This window comes from Streptomyces alfalfae, from assembly GCF_004127445.1.
GTDB classification, from domain to species: Bacteria; Actinomycetota; Actinomycetes; order Streptomycetales; family Streptomycetaceae; genus Streptomyces; species Streptomyces alfalfae.
Genome location: NZ_QEXM01000037.1, coordinates 270,358 through 289,563 on the forward strand (window position 1 = coordinate 270,358; position 19,206 = coordinate 289,563).

Sequence of the window (19,206 nt, forward strand, 5' to 3'; positions counted from 1 at the left end):
CCGGCCGCCGGCCCACACGGGCCGGCGGCCGGGGCCGGCGTCGTTCCCGTTCCGGGACCTCCTTCCCGCCTCACGGGGGACGTTGGTCCCGAATGCCGCCTCGGGCGCGGGGCACTCGATCGTCACGACCGGCTACTCCGGTCGCCGGACCCGTCTGGCGGTCCCTCGGCGTGTGGTCATGCTGAAGACGGGTACCGGAATGTCCCGATCGACATCGAAAGTGAACGGAAGGTAGCACCGTGGGCGTCATCGCCTGGATTCTGGTCGGCTTGATCGCGGGAGCGATCGCGAAGGCACTGACCCCGGGCAAGGACCCGGGCGGGGCGATCGTCACCATGCTGATCGGCATCGTCGGCGGCCTGCTCGGCGGCTGGCTCGGCAAGGTGATCTTCGGGGTGGAGTCGATCAACGGCTTCTTCCACCTGTCCACGTGGATCGCCGCCATCGTCGGCGCCGTCATCGTCCTGTTCGTGTACCGCCTGTTCACCGGCCGTGCACGGCACTGAGCAACCACAGCAGCAAGGAAAGGCAGCGCCATGGCTGAGAACACCCTGAACGGCCGCCGCGTCCTGGCGGTCGTCTCCAACTACGGGATCGAGCAGGACGAACTGGTCGTGCCGGTGCAGCACCTGCGTGACCGGGGCGCGCACGTCGACGTGGCCGCCGTCTCGGCGGAGGAGATCCAGACCCTCGTCGGCGACAAGGACCCCGGCAAGACGGTCCGGCCGGACCTGAAGATCGCGGACGCGGACGTGTCCTCGTACGACCTGCTCGTGGTGCCCGGCGGCACGATCAACGCCGACAACCTGCGGCTCGACGGGGACGCCGTGGAGGCCGTACGCACCTTCGCCCGCAGCGGCAAGAAGGTTGCCGCGATCTGCCACGGCCCGTGGCTGCTCGTCGAGGCCGGCGTCCTGGAGGGCAAGACGCTCACCTCGTACGCCTCGGTCGCCACCGACATCCGCAACGCCAAGGGCGCCTGGGTCGACAAGGCCGTCATGCACTGCGGCGCCGAGGGCTGGGACCTCATCACCTCGCGCACGCCGGACGACCTCGACGACTTCTGCGGGGAGATCGACGCCACGCTCGCGGCGGCGGGCTGAGACGCCCTCCTTCGTCCGGCCCGCGCCGGGCACGGGACGCGGGACACAGCGGTGGCCGGGAGGAAGACCTCCCGGCCACCGCTGTGTGTCGGGACGGGTTTCTAGCGGGTGGCCCAGACGAGCACCCCGGCCAGGACGAAGAGCAGGCAGACTGCCGTGTTGATCCGCTTGTAGGCGACGAGGACGGCGGCGAACTCGCGGATCGTCGCGTTGGGCCAGAAGTACGCGGCCGTCGGCGAGCCCACCACCTGGCCCCTGACGCCGGTCCGCCGGGCGGTGAGGGCGGCGCGGAAGGCGTGGTAGTTGTTGGTGACGACGACGCACCGGTAGCCGGGGTCGGCCCGCTCCATGATGGCCTTGCTGAAGCGCAGGTTCTCCTCCGTCGTCGTCGAGCGGTCCTCGCGTTCGATCAGTTCGGCGGGGAAGCCGCGGGCCGTCAGGTAGTCGGCCATGGCGTGCGACTCCGGCAGCTTCTCGTCGGGGCCCTGACCGCCCGAGGTGATGAGGACCGGCGGGCCGCCGCGCCGGGAGAGCATCGCGTGCACGCTCCGCGCCCGGTCGAGGCGGCTGGCGAGCAGCGGCGGCACCGTGTCGCCGCCGATGAGACCTGAGCCGAGCACGACCACGAAGCCGGCCTTGCGGCGGACCCGCAGCCGCCCGTAGAGGAAGGCGTAGCAGACGAAGCACAGGAAGAGGAAGGACAGGTAGCCGGAGAGCCCGAGGGCGGCAGCGCCCGCCCCGAGGAGAACCGGGCTCCGTACGAGCGACGCCGTGACCACCAGGGCGATGACACCGACGATGGCGAGGGCGGCCATCAGGGAGAGCAGATTGGTGGGGCTCCGGCCCTCTTTGCGCACCATCCGCAGCCCGTTGAGGAAGAGCAGGCAGGTCAGTACGAGGATGCCGAGCGCGCCGAGCGCCAGCAGCGCACAGGCGATGACCGTGCCTGTCGTCGAACCGGATCGCAGCAGCCGCGACATCCAGGCGATGAGTCCGCAGACCGCGGCGAGTCCGAGGATCACCGCGTTGCCGAACCTGCGGCTCTCGCGCAGCATCCGCCAGCAGAAGAGGAGGAAAAGGAGGGCCGCCGGGGCGTAGACCAACATCCGCACAGAGTATGGGCGTGCGTTCACGGCTCCGCGCGCGGGGGAGGGCAGGCCTCCCCCGCGCGCGGGACCGTCCCGGTGTGACGCTCGTCAGTGCCGGGTGGGGTGCGCCGACCGCTGGGTCGGCAGGCCGAACGGACGGCGGTGCGGTCGCGTGTGGCCGCTCAGCGCGTCGGCCCTGCGGTCCTGCGGGCGGGGCGTCAGCAGCTCGTGGAAGAGGTCGTGTCCGGCGAGCATGGCGTGCCGCAGGGCCTCGACACCGGCCTCGCCGGCCGCCGCCCGCCGCGCCGCTTCGTGGAGTTCGCGACTGCCGTGGGCGTGCCGCGGACAGTGCAGGGAGAGGGCGTCGGCCTGGCGCTCGCGGGACTCCGCGGGGAAGCCGCGCGCCACGGCCAGCCGGTTGAGCAGGGCGTTGGCCCGCGCCACCGTCTGGCCGGGGGCGTCGATGAAACGTGCCTGCAGATCGGCCCACTCGGCGCGGTACCGCTCACGGGTGGGCGTGCTCAGCCCCTTGACGCGGAGGCCGCCGAAGCGTCGCAGGCGCTCACTGAGCTCCCGTTCGGCGGCAGCCGTGTCCCCTCGGTGCTTCGCCACCGCTCGGTCGAACTCGGGACCGAAGCGGCGCCGGAGGTCGTCGGTGCTCGTCTGGTTCAGCGGGCGGGCGAGCAGCAGCGCAGTGATGATCGCCACGGCCGCGCCCAGGATGGCCAGCATGCTTACGGACATGTGCCTGCCCTTCCGCGAAGACTCCCTCATGCGAGGCTTCCGCTACACCGTGTAACCATATGCGCGGCGAATAAACGCGTTGGGTGACATTTCACTTCCGAGGCGGAGGTGAATTCACCGCCCCTTCCGGGCCTCGCGCCGGGTGAAGCGGTGCCACCAGTGATGCCGCCGGGGATGCACGGCCCGGCCGAGCCTGCGCCCCAGGAGCAGATAGCCGAGCAGCGCGCCCGTGGTGTTGAGGATGACGTCGTCGATGTCGAAGGTCCTGCCCGTCACGAAGGCGCCCTGCGCCAGTTCGACGAGGACCATGGTGAACGCGGTGGCCAGCGCCACCCTGACCAGGCCGCGGGTGCGGGGCAGGAGCACGGGCAGCAGCATGCCGAACGGCACCCCGAGCAGGATGTTGCCGCCGATCTGCTTGACCGTGTCACGGAAGCCCGGCTGCGCCAGGTAGTCCCGTATGGAGTCCCCGGGCGTGAAGTTGCTGTGGGTCAGCGCCTCGGAGGCCGCCGAAGGCTCCAGCGTCAGCCGGGCGAGCACCACCGCGAAGGCGACCATCCCGGCGAAGGCGACGAGCATCGCGGCCACCCGCGCCGGCGTCGACAGCGGCGCTCTGCGCGGCTCGGCCTCCCCGGTGACCCGCGCCGGGCCCTCGTGACGAGGTGCGCGCGCTGTTCGGCGTGTCCATGCCATTACTGCCTCCGCCTTTCGCCAAGGGCTCGGCTCCCCGCGGTGGCGGCGCGCGTCGGATCGCGGCCCCGGCGGGCCGAGCCGGTGATCAGCCGTGCATCATGCGTCGTACGTCGTCCACGTCCCCGCTGCACACGCGCAGTTGCTGGGCGCGCTCGCGCGCGAACGCGGCGCCGAGACGGGTGCGGCCGGCCCGGGTGACCCGCTCGCGGGCGTCCGCCAGGAGTGTCCGCTCCGTCTCGTCCGCGTAGTCGGTCACCGCGGTGACCAGTTCATCGAGCCGGGCGTCCCAGGCGCAGGGGCTCCGCTCGTCGGCCTCCAGCAGATCGAGCAGGGCCTCGGTCCCCTCGTCGTGGCGGGCGAGACCGCGCCGGATCTGGCCGTTGTCGATGCCTCCGTACCGCTTGAGCGCGGGATACACCTCCGCCTCCTCGGCCCGAACATGGGCGAGGTACAGCTGGGCGAAGTCCCGCAGCGCGTGGCGGCGTTCGGAGGGACCACCGTGGCGCAACTGCCGCAGCAGATCCTCCGCGATCCGGTGGTCCCGGAGAATCAGCTTGACTACGTCCTGCGAAGGGAACATCAAGTGCCTGCCTCTCTGGTCCGCTTCCCCGCTCCGATACCCGGACCCGGCCACCTGATGCGCCGCACCAGCCGATCGGTGCGCCACCGCCCTCTCCGGGCAGGTGTCAGGAAGGCCGGGGAGAGGGTCATCCGCGGCGCTCGGCGGCGTTAGCATCAGACGCCGCTGACCTACGATGAGAGAACGGTTCTGCCGCCATGGCCGACGACGCCTGCCTGTTTCTGCTGCCCGCACGCCACCCCCTGATCGGAGCGCCCCTCGCCGCGGTGGGCGAGCTGGAGTGCCGTGAGACCCCCGCAGTCCAGGGATGGCTGCACGCCCACGGGGTGTCGGCCTCGTCGGAGTTCGTCCGGATCCTCCCCGCGGAGACGGAGGCGATCATCCCGGAGGAGGCCGAACGGCTGCCGGTCCCGCTGAGCCCGGAGGAGACCATCCGGGTCCAACAGGCCTGCGCGCCGCGGTCCGTGACGGACATCGAGTCCGAACTGCTGGACTTCCGCGACACCACGCGGGAGCGGGAGTCGCTCGTCCACCGCGCCCTCACCGCGGGCATCCCCGCGCCCCGCATCGCGCAGCTCACCGGTCTCGACCCGCAGGAGGTCGGCCGCCTCACCCAGGGCTGACGGCGGGACCGGGCCCGGCCGGAGGGCGGGCCGCCGCGGAGCGGAACGCACCCCTCGGATCTGGTGCGACAATCTGCTCACCGGATCGCGGACCGTGGCTCCGGTCCGGTGCGGCGGTCGCGCCGCACGAGCGAGAAGCCGGGGCGGGCCCGGTGCGGTGGCGCACCCGGGCCCGGTGGCGGGGAGGATCGACGATGACGCAGTGGCGGTACCACGCCGGGGACGCGGTGGAGTGGCGGCACATCGCCAGGGGCGCGAGGCCGGTCCCCGAACCCATGGCCACGCCCTTCGTCTGGACGGCCGCCTCCTGGGGCTCCTTCGCGCTCATCGGCGTGTTCGACCTGCTCGGCGCCCTCGACCGCACCGGCTTCGCGCTGGCCGCGCTCTCCCTCCTCGCCGCGGCCCTCGGCGCGTTCGGCCGGTTCGCCGCGGCGCCGGGGACCGCGCTGCTCTGCTGGGCCCTGCTGAACGTGTTCGCCACCCACCCCACGGGTGAGATCTCCTGGGCGGGGCACCGGGACCCCGGCTGGATGGCCTGCCTGCTCGCGGCGGCCCTCATCGGCACGGCCACGGGCCGGCTGCTCTACGCCCGGGCCGCCTACCGCCGCGTCACGCCCTACGACGGAGCGGCCTGACCGGCGCAGCCGTCCTCGGTCACCGCGGGGCGGGGGGCCCGCACGCGGGCCAGCTCCACGGTGTACTGCGCCCCGGCGAGCAGCGCCAGGTTGGACACCCACAGCCACACCAGGAAGACCACGACACCCGCGAGCGAACCGTAGAGCTTGCCGTAGCTGCCGAACCCGGACGCGTACCAGGTGAACAGCGCCGAGGACACCAGCCACAGCAGCGCCGCGAGCACGCCACCGGGCAGACTGCGGCGCCAGCCGCGGGCGGCGGGCGGCGCGTTGCGGAACAGGACGAGGACGAGCAGCGCCACCAGGCAGAGCAGGGCGGGCCACTTCAGGAGCCCCCACGCCGTCTGCCCCGCGTCACCGACGCCGACGCGCCGGCCCACCCCCTCGGCGAGCGGACCGCTGAGCACCAGCAGGAGCGCGCTCGCCACCAGCAGCGCGAGCAGCGTGACCGCGGTCATCAGCACCCGGTGCGCCTTGCGCCAGACGGGCCGGCAGTCCTCCACCCCGTGCATCGCGTGCAGCGCCCGCCGGAAGACGGCCGAGTAACTGGACGCGGACCACACCGCGCTGACCGCCCCCGCCACCACCACGGTCAGCGCCGCCGAACGCGCGTCCGCCATGTCGCTGAGCGTCGCGTGCAGGGCGCGCCCCGACTGCGCGGGCGCCCAGTCCGTCACCACGGCTATCAGCGCCTCCGTGGTGTCCGGGCTGACCAGGCCGATGAGGCTGACGGTGACGAGGAGGGCGGGGAGCAGGGCCAGGATCGCGTAGTACGTCAGGGCCGCGGCCCAGTCGGAGACGTCGTCGTTCCACATGGACACGGGGGTACGGCGCAGGGCGGTGCGCCGCAGGCCCCACTCCGTGTCCCGAGGCGCGGGGTGCGCGGTCACCCCTGCTGCTCCGCCTCGCTCCGGTTCAGCCCATGGGCCAGTTCCTGGAGTACTTCGTGCTGGGTCTTCCCGGTCATTCCGGCGATCTGGAAGAGCAGCGCGGCGCACAACGCGGTGGCGCTGTCGGCGAGATGGTCGAGATTGCCGTCCTTCGCGCGTATGTCCGCGATGTACGCGTCCATCGCGGGCTCACCGGAAATGTAGGCCGTCATGGCCTCGATCCCCGCGCGTACGCGGTCGTAGTCGTTCGTCGTCATGACCGTAGACTTTCACGCCCACGGCGGCAGAACCTGCGGCAGGGGAGCCGCACGCCTGCTCAGGCGGCGTTTCTGCGCTGCGGCCGGGCCGCGCGGATGTGCCGGCTCTCCCGTTCCGGCGTCACCTCGCCCCCGCCTCGGATCAGGCGCAGGTGGTGCCGGCGGGCGTGCCGGGCGGTGCGGGGCCGGGTTCCGGGGGCCAGCAGCCGGTCCTCCAGCCGCGCCATCAGCAGGAGCAGGAGCGCCAGACCCGGCAGGAGCAGGACGGCGACCGTGATCATGTCGCTCCCCTTTCCGTCGAGGACCCCTTGCGGGTGCCCGCGCGAGCGGGGAGGGAACTACGCGTCGACGTGAAGATTCCGCGAGGAACCGCCGGTGAAGGGCGAGGGGGCGGCGGGTGCGCGCGCTCAGCCCTGCCGGGCGAGGGCGAGCCGGTGCAGATCCTCCAGCGCCCGCGGCAGGACGGTGCGGCGGTGCCAGTCGATCCACGCCCCGGTGGCCCGGCTGGTCGCCTGCAGCGCCCGCAGCTGTGCGCCGGTGAAGCCGATCAGGGGCCGCGCGTGGTGCGAGGATATGACGCCGTGCACGGTGTCCGACCCGTCGACCAGCGGAACGCTGTGGCAGGCGCGGCTGCCCGCCGAGAGGATCACACGGCGCGAGAGGTCGTCGAAACCGGGGGACGTCGCCACGTCCTTGACGGTGACCTGGCTACTGGCGACGGCGGCCCGTGAGCACGAGGTGCCCCCGTCCACGAACGCGAAGAAGTCGGTGAACTCCCGGTTCAGGCCGGTGTGCTTCTCCATGCGCAGGGTGGTGTCCTCGACCAGCTGGACGTTGCCCATGTCGGTGCCGGTGATGTCGAGCACGCGGTTCAGGGCGGTGCCGAGCACCTCTCCCTGGTTCCCCGCGTCGAGCGGTCCGGAGCCGAGCGCGCCGAGGGGCGGGGCGGGCTCCGGCGGCCGCGGCTCGAACCAGGACTCGGCACCGGGGTTCGGGCCCGAGGTGCGGGCCACCGCGACGGCCACCTGGTGCAGCTTGATGTTGGCCCGCTGCGACGCCTGGCGCATCAGCGAGAACGCCGCCTCGGTGTCCGGCAGGCCGTACCGCTCCACCAGGACGCCTTCGGCCAGCGCGATCTTGGTGCGGGAGCGGAGCTGCACCTCCAGCTGGGCCACTTGCCGCCGCAGCTCTGCCGTCTGGGCCGCGAGCCGCCGTGTCTCCGGCCCGAGAGGAGAGGTCTGCTCGGCCTCTGACCGGGGCGCCGGCTGGTCGTCGGTCAATGAGTCTCCCTCTGCCAGGTTCGTGATGGGACCGCTGAACGCCCGGCGGAGCAGCAGTGGGCACGGTGGCTCCCCGGGCGGTCCGGTGACAGTAACGCGCCCCGTCCGGTGAGGCGATGCCCACCCCGGGGAAACGGCGGAGGAGGGCGGGTGGTCCCGCCGGTTCCGCACAGGCGTGAGAGCGGTGTCCCACCGGCGCTGCGGCCCTCCCGCGCGCGGACGCGAGGCCCGACGGCACAGCGAGGAAGATCACAGGCCGGGGGCCGTGCGGACCGTGGTCACGGACGGCGGGACCGAGCGGGCGGTCACTCGAAGCGGGAGGTGTCCCCGGCCCCGCGGCGGACGATCTCGGCCTCGCCGTCGGAGAAGTCGATGACCGTGGTGGGCTCGGTGCCGCAGTCCCCGGAGTCGAGGACGGCGTCCACGACGTGGTCGAGCCGCTCCTTGATGTCCCAGCCCTGCGTGAGGGGCTCCTCCTCGTCGGGCAGGAGGAGGGTGCTGGACAGCAGCGGCTCGCCCAGCTCGGCGAGCAGTGCCTGGGTGACGGTGTGGTCGGGGATGCGGACCCCGACGGTCTTCTTCTTCGGGTGCAGGAGCTGCCGGGGGACTTCCCTGCTCGCGGGCAGGATGAAGGTGTAGCGGCCGGGGGTGGCGGCCTTGATGGCGCGGAACACGTCGTTGTCCAGGTGCACGAACTGACCGAGCTGCGCGAAGTTCTGGCACATCAGGGTGAAGTGGTGGCGCTCGTCGAGCTGGCGGATCGTCCGGATGCGGCCGAGCCCCTCGCGGCTGCCGAGCTGGCAGCCCAGCGCGTAACAGGAGTCCGTCGGATACGCGATGAGCGCGCCGGAGCGGATGCTGTCGACCACGGTGGTGATGCTGCGCCGCTGGGGGTTGTCGGGGTGCACGTCGAAGTACTTGGCCATTGGCCGAGTCTAGGTGATCAGGGCCCCGGCGGCGGGGTGGCGGGCACGGCGTCCGGCGCACGGCCCGCGCCACCCCGCCCCGGTCCTCAGTGCCAGGGGCAGCGGGGCAGCCCGGGGAAGGGATCGGTGCTGGTCAGGACGCTGCTCGCCGGGATGTTCCCCCAGGCCTTGATGCTCGGCAGCTCCACCGTCTCGTCGCCCTGCGTGTAGTACCAGACGTTGTTGCCGCCCTTGTGCGCCTCACCTATCGAGTAGCAGACGAACCAGCTCTGGGTCGTCTTCAGCCGACCGGTCACGGGGGCGTCGAAGGCCGGGCGTCCGTACAGGTCGCCCGGGGCGTTGGTGCAGTACAGATCGCCGGTGAAGGTGTTGCCCAGGGTGTCCGTGTGGGTGACGCCGGGCCGCAGGGCGCAGCTCACGTCGGCTGTGGGGGCGGGTGCCGCCGCCGAGGCGGGCGTCACGGGCCACAGGGCCGCGGCCGCCAGGACGAGGGCGGAGGCGGCGGTGCGCACGCCGCGCTTCTTCTCGAAGAACACCATTGATGTCGCTCCAGATGTCGGTGGCCGGGCGGGCCGGCCGGGCGGGAAGGGGTGATCGAGCAGGGGGCCGTCAGCCGGGCATGCAGGCCGGCAGGCCGGGGAAGGGGTCGGGCTCGGTCTCGACGCGGAACGCCGGCACGTACCCCCAGCCCTTCCACAGCGGCCAGTTGAGGACCTCGTCGCCCTGCGTGTAGTACCAGATGCGGTTGCCGCCCTGATGCAGGTCGCCGCTCTGCCAGCACACGAACCAGCTGGGGGACGTCTTCAGCTTGGCGATGACCGTCCCGTACACCTCCGGCGTCGCGAAGACGTCGGCCACGGCGTTCTCGCAGTAGAGGTCCTTGGTGTACGTGTGGCCCTTGATGTCGGTGTGCTGTACGCCCTCGCGGACGTGGCAGACCGGAGCCGCGGCGTCCGCCCGGACCGCGGCGGTGGCCGTACCGGCCGCGGGCAGGCACATCGCGACCGCCACGGCCGCGAGCAGCGCCCCGAGGGTGCGCCGCCGCCCGGTCGTGACCCGTGACGGAATCCTCATCCCCGTATCCCCCATCTCGCTCATCCCCACGAACACTTGGGCAGGCCCGGCTCGGGGTCCTGCGAGGTCTCCAGCCGCACGGCGGGCATATAGCCCCAGGCCTGCGCGGTGGGCCGGGAGACGATCTCGTCGCCCTGGGTGTAGTACCAGATGTTGTTGCCCCCGGCGTGGGGGTCCCCGACCTTCCAGCAGACGAACCAGCTCCTGGTGGTCACCATCCGCCCGACCACGGGGCTGTCGGCGAACGACTGCAGATGCACGTCGCCGGGTGTGTTGTCGCACAGGATGTCCGCGTCCCACGTCATCCCGGTCCAGTCGGTGTGCGGGCTGTTCTCCCGCATGACACATGCGGTGGCCGCGCCGGCCGCGTGCGCGGTCCCGGCCGCCGTACCCGCCGTCCCCGTCAGGGCCGTCGCGACCGTGGCCATGGCCAGCAGCCCACCGCTCGTTCTCCGGTTCATGGTTCCCCCCGTCGTACCCGCCGGCGTGCCGGCCGGCCGTTTCCGTCGGCAAAAGTCTCGCGTGGCCCGCTGACACCGCTCTGACCACACCGCGATCACGGGAGACAGGCCGCCCACCCGGTGGGCAGACTGACCCGATGACCGGATCATCAGACAGCGAAGCCGACGTCGAGAACGACATCCACGCCGATCTCAAGAACGACCTCACGGTGTACTTGCAGGACGCGCGCGACGTGCTGCTGTGGAAGCTCGAAGGGCTCTCCGAGTACGACATCCGCCGGCCGCTGACCCCCACCGGCACCAACCTGCTCGGCCTGGTGAAGCACGTCACCGGCGCCGAGGCGCTCTACCTGGGCGCGACGTTCGGCAGGAGCTTCGCCGGCGCGCCGCGGCTGTGGTGCACGGGGGAGGCCGAGCCCGACGCGGACATGTGGGCGACCCCAAAGGAGTCGCGGGAGAGGCTGGTGGGGCTGTACCGCCGGGTGTGGGCGCACTCGGACGAGACGATCGCGTCACGCCCCCTCGACGCGCTCGGCCGCGTACCCGGTGGCCCGCCGAAGGAGCTGACGCTTCATCGGGTCCTCGTCCATGTGATCGCCGAGACCCAGCGGCACGCCGGGCACGCCGACATCGTCAGGGAACTCGTCGACGGAGCCGTCGGCCTGCGCGAGGCCGGGCACAACATGGCGCCCGGCGACCGGGCGCGGTGGGCGGACCACCGGGACCGGCTGCAGCGCGTCGCCGAGGAAGCCGGGCGCTCCGCCCGTGACGCCACATCAGGCCGACGCGGCTGACGCCGGACGGACGGGCCCGGTCGCGAACCCGGGACCGGGCCCCCGTCCGCTACAGGTCGGCCGTCTCCCGGCCGATCACCGCGTCGACCTCCACCTCGACCAGCCAGGCGGGATCGATGAAGCGGGAGACCTCGACGACCGTGCAGGCGGGCCGCACCGCCGCGAACCGCTCGCCGTGGGCCCGCGCGGCCTCCTCCCACCGCGTCACGTCGGTCAGCAGGAGGCGGGTGCGGACGACGTCCCCGACCGACGCCCCCGCGTCCCGCAGCGCCCGCTCGGCGATGTCCAGACACCGCACCGTCTGGGCGTAGACGTCACCCGGTCCCACGGTGGAGCCGTCCTCCCCGATGGGAGCCGTCCCCGCGACGACGACGTAGGGTCCTGTCCGCACCGCACGGGAGAACCCGATCCGCGGTTCCAGCGGTGACCCCGAACTGACGATCCGACGCACATTCTCCATCCCGGCATCGTGCCGGAGACCACGCCCGTACGGCCGGCCCGTCCGGCTGCTGGGACAGGGCGGCCGCGCTGCTCACGGATCGTGCCGGTTGGGCTTCATGGCGGCGCGCGCGTACTCGGGCAGCTCGATGACGGTGACGCCCGCGGACTCCAGGAGCTTCATGCCGTCGCCCGCGGACACGGCGCCTGCGGGGTCGCGCAGGGCGGTCACCACGCGCCGTACCCCGGCGTCCCGGATCAGCTCGGCACACGGGCGGGCGTCTCCCGAGCGCTGGGCGCACGGCGCGAGCGAGCTGTACACCGTCGCTCCGCTCAACCGGGTCTCCGTGGTGGAGAGCACGCCGAACGCGACTTCCTCGGCGTGCGCCCGCGAGTCCTCCCGGGAGTGCCCGCGCGCCAGTTCCGTACCGTCGTCGGCGACGACGACCACGCCCGCGGCGAGTCCGGTTCCCTCCACCGGGTGTTCGGCGGCGAGCCGGCAGGCGACGGCCAGCCAGCCGCGGTCGGCCATGGTGGGGTGTGCGTCGGGGCCAGGGGCGCCGCAGGCGGCGGCGGACGGCTGGTTCATGGTGCTCCTCGGGGACGATGGTCGGCGCTGGTGACCTTTGCCGTACGCGTACCCGCATATCCCTCATGTCCGCGCGCGGACGTGCGGCCGGTCGCCGGCCGAGTACGGCGGAATCCGTTCCGGCGCGGTGGGGCGGGTTGCACCATGGCCGCAGGGCCGCGTCCCTCGGCGCAGGGCGAGGAACGACACAGCGCGACCCGACCGATGGGACACGGTGATCGCGATGGCGCAGCCGGAGCGGGACGGCCATCAGGCTCGGCGCCCTCACCGGGCGGCGCGCCAGGCCGGGACCGCTCACCCGCGACCGGATGAGCGACGCCCTCGCCCTGGCTGAGGCCGCCACGTTGCTGCTCCTCGGGCCCGAGGGCACGCGTGACGTCGGCGGCGACAGCCCGCTGCCGCCGCACCGGGCCGTGCTCCACCAGCGGTCGGCGTGCTCAGCGTCCACCTCGACGTCTCCGTCGACGAGGCGCTGGCCCGGCTGCGGGCGCCTACGCCTTCACCCACGAGCGGCCGATCCTGGAGGTCGCCGACGACGTCCTGAACAACCGGTCGCCTCTGGAGAACTCTTCGAGCTGAGGGCCTCCGGCGCCACGCTCCGGCGCCCCGGCCCGGTCATCCTCCGGCGCCCCGGCTCAGCGGATGGGCTCGCGCATCTCCTCGCGCACCTCAAGAGTCGTCCGCGCGACCTCGTCGAGGTCGATGTCCGAGGGGTCCTTCGAGGCGTCCTCCGCCGTGACGACACCCACCGTCGCCCCGGTGTTGTCGTCGCCCCAGGCGCACAGCGGCACGTTGCTCCGTGCGCCGCCCTGGTCCGAGGTGAGGACCTGGCAGCGCACCGTGATGCCGGAGCCCGCCGGGGTGATGTCGCGCGCGGGCACGGCGACCGTGGCGCCCTGCGCCTCGGCCGCGCCCCGCATCATGTCGTCGCGCGCCGAGGCGGAGTTCTTGAACCGCCCGTACATGCCGGAGACGACCAGCGCGCTGCCCGCCTGCTCGCCCTGGCCCGCGTACTGCCCGACGACCGCCTTCGGGTCCCGGACGTTGGCCCGGCTCCGGTTCTCGTCGACGATGGCCTTGCCCGAGGTGTCGGAGAGGTCCTGCGTCAGCTTGTACGTGCCGTCGAGCAGTTCGCCCGGCACCGACATCCGGTACTTCGCCTCGGGGAACCCGCCGGAGGACCGGGAGAACACCTGATATCCCGCCACGGCGGCCACCACCAGGACGACGGCGACCACGCCCAGGATGCCGAGCACCTTGCCGGTGCTGTGCCGGGGCGGCGGCGCCATGGGCGGATGGCCCCAGGGGCCGGGCCCCGGAGGCGGCTGCTGCGCGTACGGCACACCCTGCGCGTACGGAACGCCCTGCTGGGGGTACGAGGCACCCTGCTGGGGGAAGGGAGGCTGGGCGTGCGGGGGCTGCGGATGCCGCGGCTCGTAAGGAGACGGGACAGGGCCGAAACCACCGGGTGGAGGCGGCGTGGACATGGCGAATACGCTACGACACGGCCCCTGCGCCAGGGCGACCGGGCGGCGCTTGCCCGGGGTTTACGTCCTTGCCGCGCGCCGACGGCGCGACTTAGCCTCCCCGCATGGCAACCGCACAGGTCAACGGCGTCACCATCGGCTACGACGACGAGGGTGGTGAGGGCCGGGACACGGGGCGCCCCACCCTCGTACTCCTCCACGGCCACCCCTTCGACCGCTCCATGTGGGGTCCGCAGCGCGCCGCCCTCGCGAGCGGCCACCGCGTGATCACGCCCGACCTGCGGGGCTACGGCGAGTCCACCGTCGTGCCCGGCGCCACGGAGTTCGCCACGTTCGCCGCGGACGTCGCCGCGCTCCTCGACCACCTCGGCGTGCGGGAGTTCGCACTCGGCGGCCTGTCCATGGGCGGACAGCTCGTCATGGAGTGCTACCGCCTCTTCCCCGAGCGCGTCACGGGCCTGCTCCTCGCCGACACCTTCCCCGCGGCCGAGACACCGGAGGGCAAGGCCACCCGCAACGCCACCGCCGACCGGCTCCTCGCCGAGGGCATGAAGGGGTACGCGGACGAGGTGCGGGGCAAGATGGTCGCCCCGTACAACACCGAGGCCTCCGCCCGCGTCCACCGCATGATGCTGGCCGCCCCGCCCGAGGGGGCCGCAGCGGCGCTGCGCGGCAGGGCCGAACGCCCGGACTACCGCGGCCTGCTGGCCCGCGTGAGCGTGCCCTGCCTCGTCGTCGTGGGCCGCGACGACGCCTTCACCCCGGTCGCCGACGCGGAGGCCATGCACGCCGTGCTGCCCGACTCGGCCCTGTGCGTCATCGAGTCGGCGGCCCACATGCCGAACCTGGAACGCCCCGCCGAGTTCAACGCCGCGCTCCGACCGTGGCTGGACCGGGTCGCCGCGGCACGCTGAGAGAACCGGGAAGAAGGGGCCCAGGATGCTCGAACGGCTCAACCAGACCATGGAGCAGATCGAACTCCACCTCGACGAGCGCATCGAGACGGCCGACCTGGCGCGCACCGCGGCCACCTCGGAGTACCACCTGCGCCGGATGTTCTCCGCGCTCGCGGGCATGCCGCTGTCGGAGTACATCCGGCGCAGGCGGCTCACCGTCGCCGGCGCCGAGGTGCTGGCCCGGCGTGAACCGCTGCTCGACATCGCGGTGCGGTACGGGTACGGGTCGGGCGAGGCGTTCGCGCGGGCGTTCCGCGCCATACACGGGGTCGGCCCCGGCGAGGCCCGGCGCGGCGGCACCGCGCTGGTCTCCCAGCCCCGGCTGACGTTCCGCCTCACCGTCGAGGGGAGCGGCAGCATGCGCTACCGCGTGGTCGACAAGCCGGAGTTCGCCGTCGTCGGACCGAGGGCCAGGGTGCCGCTGGTGCACACCGGGCCCAACCAGGCGATCATCGACTTCGTCCGGGCGATCCGGCCGGAGACCACCGAGCGCCTGGAGAAGCTGTCCGACCAGGAGCCGCGGGGCGCCGTCGCCGTCTGCGACGGCCTCGACCCCGGCCGCGCCGAGGGGACCTGGTTGGACTACTACCACGGGGTCGTCACCTCGGCGCCCGCCGGGGGAGCGGCGCCCGAGGGGGCCGCCGTCCTCCCTGTCCCCGCGGGCGCCTGGGCGGTCTTCACCACCTCGGGACCGGCTCCGGGAGCCATCCAGGAGCTGTGGCGTGACGTGTTCACGCAGTGGTTCCCCGCCAACCCCTACCGCGGCAGGGCCGGGCCCGAGATCCTGCGCACCCGCCTCTCGGCGGACGGCACGGAGGCGGACGCCGAACTCTGGCTCCCGGTGGAGCGGGAACAGGGCTGAGAAGCGGGTACCCGGCCGACGACCGGAGCCGCCGGTGCGCATCGGGGCGATCCTTCCCGTCGAAAGACGGGAATCCCCGCATGCCTGCATCCACCCGGCGGCCCCGTGCGGAATCCTGACCGACCGGGACGGCGACCGACGCGCGCCGACGAGACGTGCGGCGAAGGCGAGGTGACGCGTGGCCGACTGCGAGATCGCCGTGGTGGGCGCGGGCGCCGCCGGGCTCTCCCTCGCCCACCGCCTCTGCGCACCCGAGCCCGGATGGGGGCCCGTCCCCTCCGTGACGCTCGTGGACGCCCCGCCGGGCCCGGCCAGGCCACCGGAGCGGACGTGGTGCTACTGGGAGGCGGCCGGGGGAGAGTTCGACGAGGCGCTGTCCGCCGTCTGGGACACCCTCCGCGTCCGCGCGCCCGACGGCACCCCCGTGGTCGGCTCGCCCGCCCCGCTGCGGTACAAGATGCTCCGGTCGACCTCCTTCGAGACCCTGGTCGCGGCCCGCCTCGACGCGGAACCGCGGGTGCGCCGCCTGACGGCGCACGTGGACGAGGTGCGCGACGCCGGCGACGGCGCCGAGGTCCGGGGGACGACACCCGAAGGGCGGCCGGTGACCCTCCGCGCCCGGTGGGTCTTCGACTCCCGCCCGCTGCGCGAACTGCCGCCCGCGAGGACCAGGCTCCTGCAGCACTTCCGCGGCTGGCACCTCACCACCGAGCAGCCCGTCTTCGACGCCCGCGTGGCGGACCTGATGGACTTCCGCACGCCACAGCCCGCGCGCGGCCTCTCCTTCGCCTACGTCCTGCCGCTCACGTCCCGTCAGGCCCTCGTGGAGTACACGGAGTTCTCCGCCGCGCCCCTCGGCGAGCGGGAGTACGAACGGGCCCTGCACGACTACGCGCGGCGCCACCTCGGCATCGGGCGCTTCACCGTGACCCGCGCCGAGCAGGGCGTGATCCCCATGACGGACGCCAGGTTCCCGCGCCGGGCGGGCCGTTCGGTCTTCCGCATCGGCACCGCGGGCGGCGCCACCCGCCCCTCCACCGGCTACACCTTCGCCGCCGTGCAGCGCCAGAGCAGGGCGGTGGCCGCCGCCTGCCGGCAGGGGCGGGACCCGCGACCGCCACCGGCCCACTCCGCGCGCTCCCTGGCCATGGACGCCGTGCTGCTGCGGGCCCTGGACACCGGACGGGTCGCGGGCGCCCCCTTCTTCACCGGCCTGTTCCAGCACGTGCCCATGGCGCGGCTGCTGCGCTTCCTCGACGGCGGCACCCGCTGGACCGAGGACATCGGCATCGGCCTGCGCACCCCCGTACGCCCCATGCTCCGCACCGCACTCGAACTGCCCTGGCTGCCGCGCCGCGCCCACCCCGAAGCGGGCCGCGGGACGGCGGGGCGGTCCGGACCCGGAGGACCGAACGGAGAGACGCCGAGATGACCGTGCTGCGTGACGACACCCTGTCCGCCGCCTTCGACCACGCCGCCCGCAGCTACGACCGCCTCGTGTCCGTCAACCCGGGCTACCACGCCCACCTGCGCAGATCCGCCCGCCGCCTCGGCCTGCCGGACAGCGGCGCCGGGCTGCGGCTCCTGGACCTCGGGTGCGGGACCGGCGCGTCCACCGCGGCCCTGCTGCGCGCCGCGCCGCGCGCCGAGATCGTCGCGGTCGACGCCTCCGCGGGAATGCTGGCGAAGGCGGCCCGCAAGCGCTGGCCGTCCAGTGTCTCGTTCGTGCACGCGCCCGCCGAACGGCTCGCCGACGAAGGGGTGCCGGGCCCCTTCGACGCCATCTTCGCCGCGTACCTGTTCCGCAACCTCAAGGACCCCGACGCGGTGCTCGACGCGACCCGCGCCCTCCTGGCCCCGCGAGGCCGCCTCGCCGTGCACGAGTACACGCTCGGCGGCAACGCCCTCGACCGCGCGGTGTGGACCGCGGTCTGCACCGGCGTCGTCCTCCCCGTGGGCAGCCTGGCGGGCGACGGCCGCCTCTACCGCCATCTGTACCGCAGCGTCATCGCCTTCGACACGGCGGCCGAACTCCAGACGCGGGTACGCTGGGCCGGCTTCCAGCGGGTGCGTGTCCTGCCGATGCCGGGCTGGCAGACGGGCATCGTGCACACGATCGTGGCCGAGGCGCCCGACGCGGCCCCGCTTCCCGCGCGGGCCGGACGATGAGGGCCGGCGGCGTGCCCCGCCGGGGCCGCGACCGGCGTGCCGAGGTCGTCCCCGGACCCCGGGGAGCCCCGCGCGTCACGGGCGAGGCGCCCGACGTGGCGGTGCTCGGCGGCGGGATCGCCGGGCTCGCCGCGGCGACCGCGCTCGCCGAACGGGGCGTCCGCGTCACGCTCTACGAGCGCGAGCGGCAGCTCGGCGGACGCCTGGCGGGCTGGCCCGTGCGGCTGGCGGACGGCTCGACGGTGACGATGAGCCGCGGCTTCCACGCGTTCTTCCGGCAGTACTACAACCTGCGGGGGCTGTTGCGCAGGACCGATCCCGGCCTCGGCCGGCTCGTCGGGCTGCCCGACTACCCGCTGCGGCACAGCGGCGGCCTCCAGGACAGCTTCGCCCGCGTCCCGCGCACCCCGCCCTGGAGCGCGCTCGGCTTCGCCGCCCTCAGCCCGACCTTCGGCGTCCGCGACCTGGTCCGGATGAACCCCAGGGCCGCCCTGCCCCTCCTCGACGTGCGCGTCCCCGAGGTGTACGAGCGGTTCGACGGCATCAGCGCCCGGCGGCTCCTGGAACGCGTCCGCTTCCCCGAAGCCGCCCACCATCTGGCCTTCGAGGTGTTCTCCCGCAGCTTCTTCGCCGACCCCGGCGAACTCTCCGCGGCCGAACTCGCCCTGATGTTCCATATCTACTTCCTCGGCTCCAGCGAGGGACTGCTCTTCGACGTGCCCGACGAGCCGTTCCCCGCCGCCCTGTGGGAGCCGCTCGCCCACTACCTCACGGGGCACGGGGCCGACATCCGCACCGGCCAGGGCGTGGAGAGCGTACGGCCCGACCCGCGCGGCGGTCTCCACGTCAGCACCGCTGACGGAGCGCGGCGCCATGACGCCGTCGTCCTGGCTTTGGACACCGGGGGCCTGCGGGACGTCGTCGCCCGCTCGCCGCACCTCTGCGACGAGCGATGGCGCGCCCGCGTCCTGCGGCTGCGCACCGCCCCGCCCTTCCTGGTCTCCCGCCTCTGGCTCGACCGCCCGGTGGAATCCGGCCGGCCGGGCTTCCTCGGCACCAGCGGCTACGGCCCCCTGGACAACGTCAGCGTCCTGGAACGGTGGGAGGGCGAGGCCGCCCGCTGGTCACGGCGGACCGGCGGCTCGGTCATCGAACTGCACGCCTACGCGGTGGCCGCGGGCGCCGACAGGAGCGCCGAACAGGAGCGGCTGCTCGGCCGGTTGCGGGAGGTCTACCCCGAGACACGTGACGCGACGGTCGTCGACGCGCGGCACGAGTGGCGGGCCGACTGCCCGCTGTTCCCGGTGGGCGGTCACCGGGACCGGCCCGGCGTGCGCACCAGCGACCCGGCGGTCACCGTCGCGGGCGACCTCGTGCGGACCGGGCTTCCGGTGGCGCTGATGGAGCGGGCGGCGACCACCGGGTTCCTCGCGGCGAACGCCCTCCTCGAACGCTGGGGCGTGTGCGGACAGACCCTGTGGACCGTCCCCGGCAAGGGCAGGACACCGGTGCTGCGGCTGGTGAACCGCATGGCGGGCACCTGACCCCCGGTCGCTC

At 73.4% G+C, this 19,206-nt stretch carries 25 protein-coding genes; 10 read left to right on the plus strand and 15 right to left on the minus strand.

Going from position 1 to position 19,206, the window contains the following annotated elements:
- The first annotated feature begins 239 nt into the window (after positions 1 to 239).
- The gene (locus DCW30_RS16305; protein ID WP_076687541.1) at positions 240 to 506 is read left to right on the plus strand and encodes a GlsB/YeaQ/YmgE family stress response membrane protein; all 267 of its coding nucleotides are present in this window, start codon (positions 240 to 242) and stop codon (positions 504 to 506) included.
- A gap of 30 nt (positions 507 to 536) precedes the next feature.
- Positions 537 to 1,103 (plus strand): DJ-1/PfpI/YhbO family deglycase/protease, encoded by a 567-nt coding sequence (locus tag DCW30_RS16310; protein WP_076687542.1) that lies wholly within the window; start codon positions 537 to 539, stop codon positions 1,101 to 1,103.
- 101 nt (positions 1,104 to 1,204) lie between these two features.
- Here the strand turns inward: DCW30_RS16310 and DCW30_RS16315 are convergent, their stop codons facing one another.
- The 4 genes from DCW30_RS16315 to DCW30_RS16330 form a co-directional block, all read right to left on the minus strand.
- On the minus strand, positions 1,205 to 2,209 hold the full coding sequence (locus DCW30_RS16315; protein WP_076687543.1) for a YdcF family protein: 1,005 nt from the start codon (positions 2,207 to 2,209) through the stop codon (positions 1,205 to 1,207).
- Between the two features lie 90 nt (positions 2,210 to 2,299).
- Complete coding sequence (locus DCW30_RS16320) at positions 2,300 to 2,935, minus strand: hypothetical protein (RefSeq protein ID WP_123985632.1); 636 nt, start codon at positions 2,933 to 2,935, stop codon at positions 2,300 to 2,302.
- A gap of 114 nt (positions 2,936 to 3,049) precedes the next feature.
- The gene (locus DCW30_RS16325) at positions 3,050 to 3,628 is read right to left on the minus strand and encodes a VanZ family protein (RefSeq protein ID WP_232626603.1); all 579 of its coding nucleotides are present in this window, start codon (positions 3,626 to 3,628) and stop codon (positions 3,050 to 3,052) included.
- An 85-nt stretch (positions 3,629 to 3,713) separates the two neighbouring features.
- On the minus strand, positions 3,714 to 4,208 hold the full coding sequence (locus tag DCW30_RS16330; protein WP_076687545.1) for a hemerythrin domain-containing protein: 495 nt from the start codon (positions 4,206 to 4,208) through the stop codon (positions 3,714 to 3,716).
- 197 nt (positions 4,209 to 4,405) lie between these two features.
- Here DCW30_RS16330 and DCW30_RS16335 point away from each other — a divergent pair, with 197 nt between their 5' ends.
- Together DCW30_RS16335 and DCW30_RS16340 are read left to right on the plus strand one after the other, a co-directional pair.
- Positions 4,406 to 4,831 (plus strand): DUF6003 family protein, encoded by a 426-nt coding sequence (locus tag DCW30_RS16335; RefSeq protein ID WP_062775693.1) that lies wholly within the window; start codon positions 4,406 to 4,408, stop codon positions 4,829 to 4,831.
- A 194-nt stretch (positions 4,832 to 5,025) separates the two neighbouring features.
- On the plus strand, positions 5,026 to 5,466 hold the full coding sequence (locus tag DCW30_RS16340; RefSeq protein WP_076687546.1) for a hypothetical protein: 441 nt from the start codon (positions 5,026 to 5,028) through the stop codon (positions 5,464 to 5,466).
- On the opposite strand, the gene DCW30_RS16345 is transcribed toward DCW30_RS16340, so the two are convergent.
- From DCW30_RS16345 to DCW30_RS16380, 8 genes are all read right to left on the minus strand, one after another.
- Positions 5,448 to 6,356: a YihY/virulence factor BrkB family protein gene (locus DCW30_RS16345; RefSeq protein WP_232626602.1), complete on the minus strand. Its 909-nt coding sequence runs from the start codon at positions 6,354 to 6,356 to the stop codon at positions 5,448 to 5,450. The genes DCW30_RS16340 and DCW30_RS16345 overlap by 19 nt on opposite strands.
- Positions 6,353 to 6,613, minus strand: coding sequence for a hypothetical protein (locus DCW30_RS16350; protein WP_062775684.1), 261 nt, complete (start codon positions 6,611 to 6,613; stop codon positions 6,353 to 6,355). The genes DCW30_RS16345 and DCW30_RS16350 overlap by 4 nt, the downstream gene beginning before the upstream one ends.
- A 59-nt stretch (positions 6,614 to 6,672) precedes the next feature.
- The gene (locus DCW30_RS16355) at positions 6,673 to 6,894 is read right to left on the minus strand and encodes a hypothetical protein (RefSeq protein ID WP_076687547.1); all 222 of its coding nucleotides are present in this window, start codon (positions 6,892 to 6,894) and stop codon (positions 6,673 to 6,675) included.
- A gap of 126 nt (positions 6,895 to 7,020) precedes the next feature.
- On the minus strand, positions 7,021 to 7,893 hold the full coding sequence (locus tag DCW30_RS16360; protein WP_237283469.1) for an ANTAR domain-containing protein: 873 nt from the start codon (positions 7,891 to 7,893) through the stop codon (positions 7,021 to 7,023).
- A 305-nt stretch (positions 7,894 to 8,198) separates the two neighbouring features.
- Positions 8,199 to 8,819, minus strand: coding sequence for an L-threonylcarbamoyladenylate synthase (locus DCW30_RS16365; protein WP_076687548.1), 621 nt, complete (start codon positions 8,817 to 8,819; stop codon positions 8,199 to 8,201).
- 86 nt (positions 8,820 to 8,905) lie between these two features.
- Positions 8,906 to 9,358: a hypothetical protein gene (locus tag DCW30_RS16370; protein ID WP_062775677.1), complete on the minus strand. Its 453-nt coding sequence runs from the start codon at positions 9,356 to 9,358 to the stop codon at positions 8,906 to 8,908.
- Between the two features lie 70 nt (positions 9,359 to 9,428).
- Complete coding sequence (locus DCW30_RS16375; protein WP_076687549.1) at positions 9,429 to 9,893, minus strand: hypothetical protein; 465 nt, start codon at positions 9,891 to 9,893, stop codon at positions 9,429 to 9,431.
- A 20-nt stretch (positions 9,894 to 9,913) separates the two neighbouring features.
- Positions 9,914 to 10,354, minus strand: coding sequence for a hypothetical protein (locus DCW30_RS16380; protein WP_123985633.1), 441 nt, complete (start codon positions 10,352 to 10,354; stop codon positions 9,914 to 9,916).
- Between the two features lie 137 nt (positions 10,355 to 10,491).
- On the opposite strand from DCW30_RS16380, the gene DCW30_RS16385 reads away from it, so the two are divergent.
- Positions 10,492 to 11,148: a DinB family protein gene (locus DCW30_RS16385; protein WP_076687551.1), complete on the plus strand. Its 657-nt coding sequence runs from the start codon at positions 10,492 to 10,494 to the stop codon at positions 11,146 to 11,148.
- Positions 11,149 to 11,197: 49 nt separating this feature from the next.
- Here the strand turns inward: DCW30_RS16385 and DCW30_RS16390 are convergent, their stop codons facing one another.
- The 3 genes from DCW30_RS16390 to DCW30_RS16400 all read right to left on the minus strand — a co-directional run bounded on the left by DCW30_RS16390 (position 11,198) and on the right by DCW30_RS16400 (position 13,662).
- The gene (locus DCW30_RS16390; protein WP_076687552.1) at positions 11,198 to 11,608 is read right to left on the minus strand and encodes a RidA family protein; all 411 of its coding nucleotides are present in this window, start codon (positions 11,606 to 11,608) and stop codon (positions 11,198 to 11,200) included.
- 72 nt (positions 11,609 to 11,680) lie between these two features.
- On the minus strand, positions 11,681 to 12,175 hold the full coding sequence (locus DCW30_RS16395) for a cytidine/deoxycytidylate deaminase family protein (RefSeq protein ID WP_076687553.1): 495 nt from the start codon (positions 12,173 to 12,175) through the stop codon (positions 11,681 to 11,683).
- A gap of 635 nt (positions 12,176 to 12,810) precedes the next feature.
- A complete protein-coding gene (locus DCW30_RS16400) occupies positions 12,811 to 13,662 on the minus strand; it encodes a hypothetical protein (RefSeq protein WP_076687554.1) in 852 nt (283 codons plus the stop codon).
- A gap of 104 nt (positions 13,663 to 13,766) precedes the next feature.
- Between DCW30_RS16400 and DCW30_RS16405 the strand changes: the two genes are divergently transcribed.
- The 5 genes from DCW30_RS16405 to DCW30_RS16425 all read left to right on the plus strand — a co-directional run bounded on the left by DCW30_RS16405 (position 13,767) and on the right by DCW30_RS16425 (position 19,193).
- Positions 13,767 to 14,576: an alpha/beta fold hydrolase gene (locus DCW30_RS16405; RefSeq protein WP_076687555.1), complete on the plus strand. Its 810-nt coding sequence runs from the start codon at positions 13,767 to 13,769 to the stop codon at positions 14,574 to 14,576.
- A 25-nt stretch (positions 14,577 to 14,601) separates the two neighbouring features.
- On the plus strand, positions 14,602 to 15,480 hold the full coding sequence (locus DCW30_RS16410) for an AraC family transcriptional regulator (RefSeq protein ID WP_076687556.1): 879 nt from the start codon (positions 14,602 to 14,604) through the stop codon (positions 15,478 to 15,480).
- Positions 15,481 to 15,658: 178 nt separating this feature from the next.
- A complete protein-coding gene (locus tag DCW30_RS16415) occupies positions 15,659 to 16,912 on the plus strand; it encodes a lycopene cyclase family protein (RefSeq protein WP_076687557.1) in 1,254 nt (417 codons plus the stop codon).
- On the plus strand, positions 16,909 to 17,649 hold the full coding sequence (locus tag DCW30_RS16420) for a class I SAM-dependent methyltransferase (RefSeq protein WP_076687558.1): 741 nt from the start codon (positions 16,909 to 16,911) through the stop codon (positions 17,647 to 17,649). Before DCW30_RS16415 ends, DCW30_RS16420 begins: the two co-directional genes overlap by 4 nt.
- Positions 17,646 to 19,193: an FAD-dependent oxidoreductase gene (locus DCW30_RS16425; protein ID WP_076687559.1), complete on the plus strand. Its 1,548-nt coding sequence runs from the start codon at positions 17,646 to 17,648 to the stop codon at positions 19,191 to 19,193. Before DCW30_RS16420 ends, DCW30_RS16425 begins: the two co-directional genes overlap by 4 nt.
- The last annotated feature ends 13 nt before the right edge of the window (positions 19,194 to 19,206 follow it).

Excerpts from the sequence above, each read along its gene's own strand:
- DCW30_RS16385 (WP_076687551.1), top strand. The coding sequence starts at position 10,492 with ATGACCGGATCATCAGACAGCGAAGCCGACGTCGAGAACGACATCCAC.
- DCW30_RS16380 (WP_123985633.1), bottom strand. The coding sequence starts at position 10,354 with ATGAACCGGAGAACGAGCGGTGGGCTGCTGGCCATGGCCACGGTCGCG.
- DCW30_RS16315 (WP_076687543.1), bottom strand. The coding sequence starts at position 2,209 with ATGTTGGTCTACGCCCCGGCGGCCCTCCTTTTCCTCCTCTTCTGCTGG.
- DCW30_RS16355 (WP_076687547.1), bottom strand. The coding sequence starts at position 6,894 with ATGATCACGGTCGCCGTCCTGCTCCTGCCGGGTCTGGCGCTCCTGCTC.
- DCW30_RS16325 (WP_232626603.1), bottom strand. The coding sequence starts at position 3,628 with ATGGCATGGACACGCCGAACAGCGCGCGCACCTCGTCACGAGGGCCCG.
- DCW30_RS16395 (WP_076687553.1), bottom strand. The coding sequence starts at position 12,175 with ATGAACCAGCCGTCCGCCGCCGCCTGCGGCGCCCCTGGCCCCGACGCA.
- DCW30_RS16370 (WP_062775677.1), bottom strand. The coding sequence starts at position 9,358 with ATGGTGTTCTTCGAGAAGAAGCGCGGCGTGCGCACCGCCGCCTCCGCC.
- DCW30_RS16375 (WP_076687549.1), bottom strand. The coding sequence starts at position 9,893 with ATGAGGATTCCGTCACGGGTCACGACCGGGCGGCGGCGCACCCTCGGG.
- DCW30_RS16420 (WP_076687558.1), top strand. The coding sequence starts at position 16,909 with ATGACCGTGCTGCGTGACGACACCCTGTCCGCCGCCTTCGACCACGCC.
- DCW30_RS16335 (WP_062775693.1), top strand. The coding sequence starts at position 4,406 with ATGGCCGACGACGCCTGCCTGTTTCTGCTGCCCGCACGCCACCCCCTG.
- DCW30_RS16405 (WP_076687555.1), top strand. The coding sequence starts at position 13,767 with ATGGCAACCGCACAGGTCAACGGCGTCACCATCGGCTACGACGACGAG.
- DCW30_RS16390 (WP_076687552.1), bottom strand. The coding sequence starts at position 11,608 with ATGGAGAATGTGCGTCGGATCGTCAGTTCGGGGTCACCGCTGGAACCG.
- DCW30_RS16320 (WP_123985632.1), bottom strand. The coding sequence starts at position 2,935 with ATGTCCGTAAGCATGCTGGCCATCCTGGGCGCGGCCGTGGCGATCATC.
- DCW30_RS16350 (WP_062775684.1), bottom strand. The coding sequence starts at position 6,613 with ATGACGACGAACGACTACGACCGCGTACGCGCGGGGATCGAGGCCATG.
- DCW30_RS16400 (WP_076687554.1), bottom strand. The coding sequence starts at position 13,662 with ATGTCCACGCCGCCTCCACCCGGTGGTTTCGGCCCTGTCCCGTCTCCT.
- DCW30_RS16330 (WP_076687545.1), bottom strand. The coding sequence starts at position 4,208 with ATGTTCCCTTCGCAGGACGTAGTCAAGCTGATTCTCCGGGACCACCGG.
- DCW30_RS16310 (WP_076687542.1), top strand. The coding sequence starts at position 537 with ATGGCTGAGAACACCCTGAACGGCCGCCGCGTCCTGGCGGTCGTCTCC.
- DCW30_RS16410 (WP_076687556.1), top strand. The coding sequence starts at position 14,602 with ATGCTCGAACGGCTCAACCAGACCATGGAGCAGATCGAACTCCACCTC.
- DCW30_RS16340 (WP_076687546.1), top strand. The coding sequence starts at position 5,026 with ATGACGCAGTGGCGGTACCACGCCGGGGACGCGGTGGAGTGGCGGCAC.
- DCW30_RS16425 (WP_076687559.1), top strand. The coding sequence starts at position 17,646 with ATGAGGGCCGGCGGCGTGCCCCGCCGGGGCCGCGACCGGCGTGCCGAG.
- DCW30_RS16365 (WP_076687548.1), bottom strand. The coding sequence starts at position 8,819 with ATGGCCAAGTACTTCGACGTGCACCCCGACAACCCCCAGCGGCGCAGC.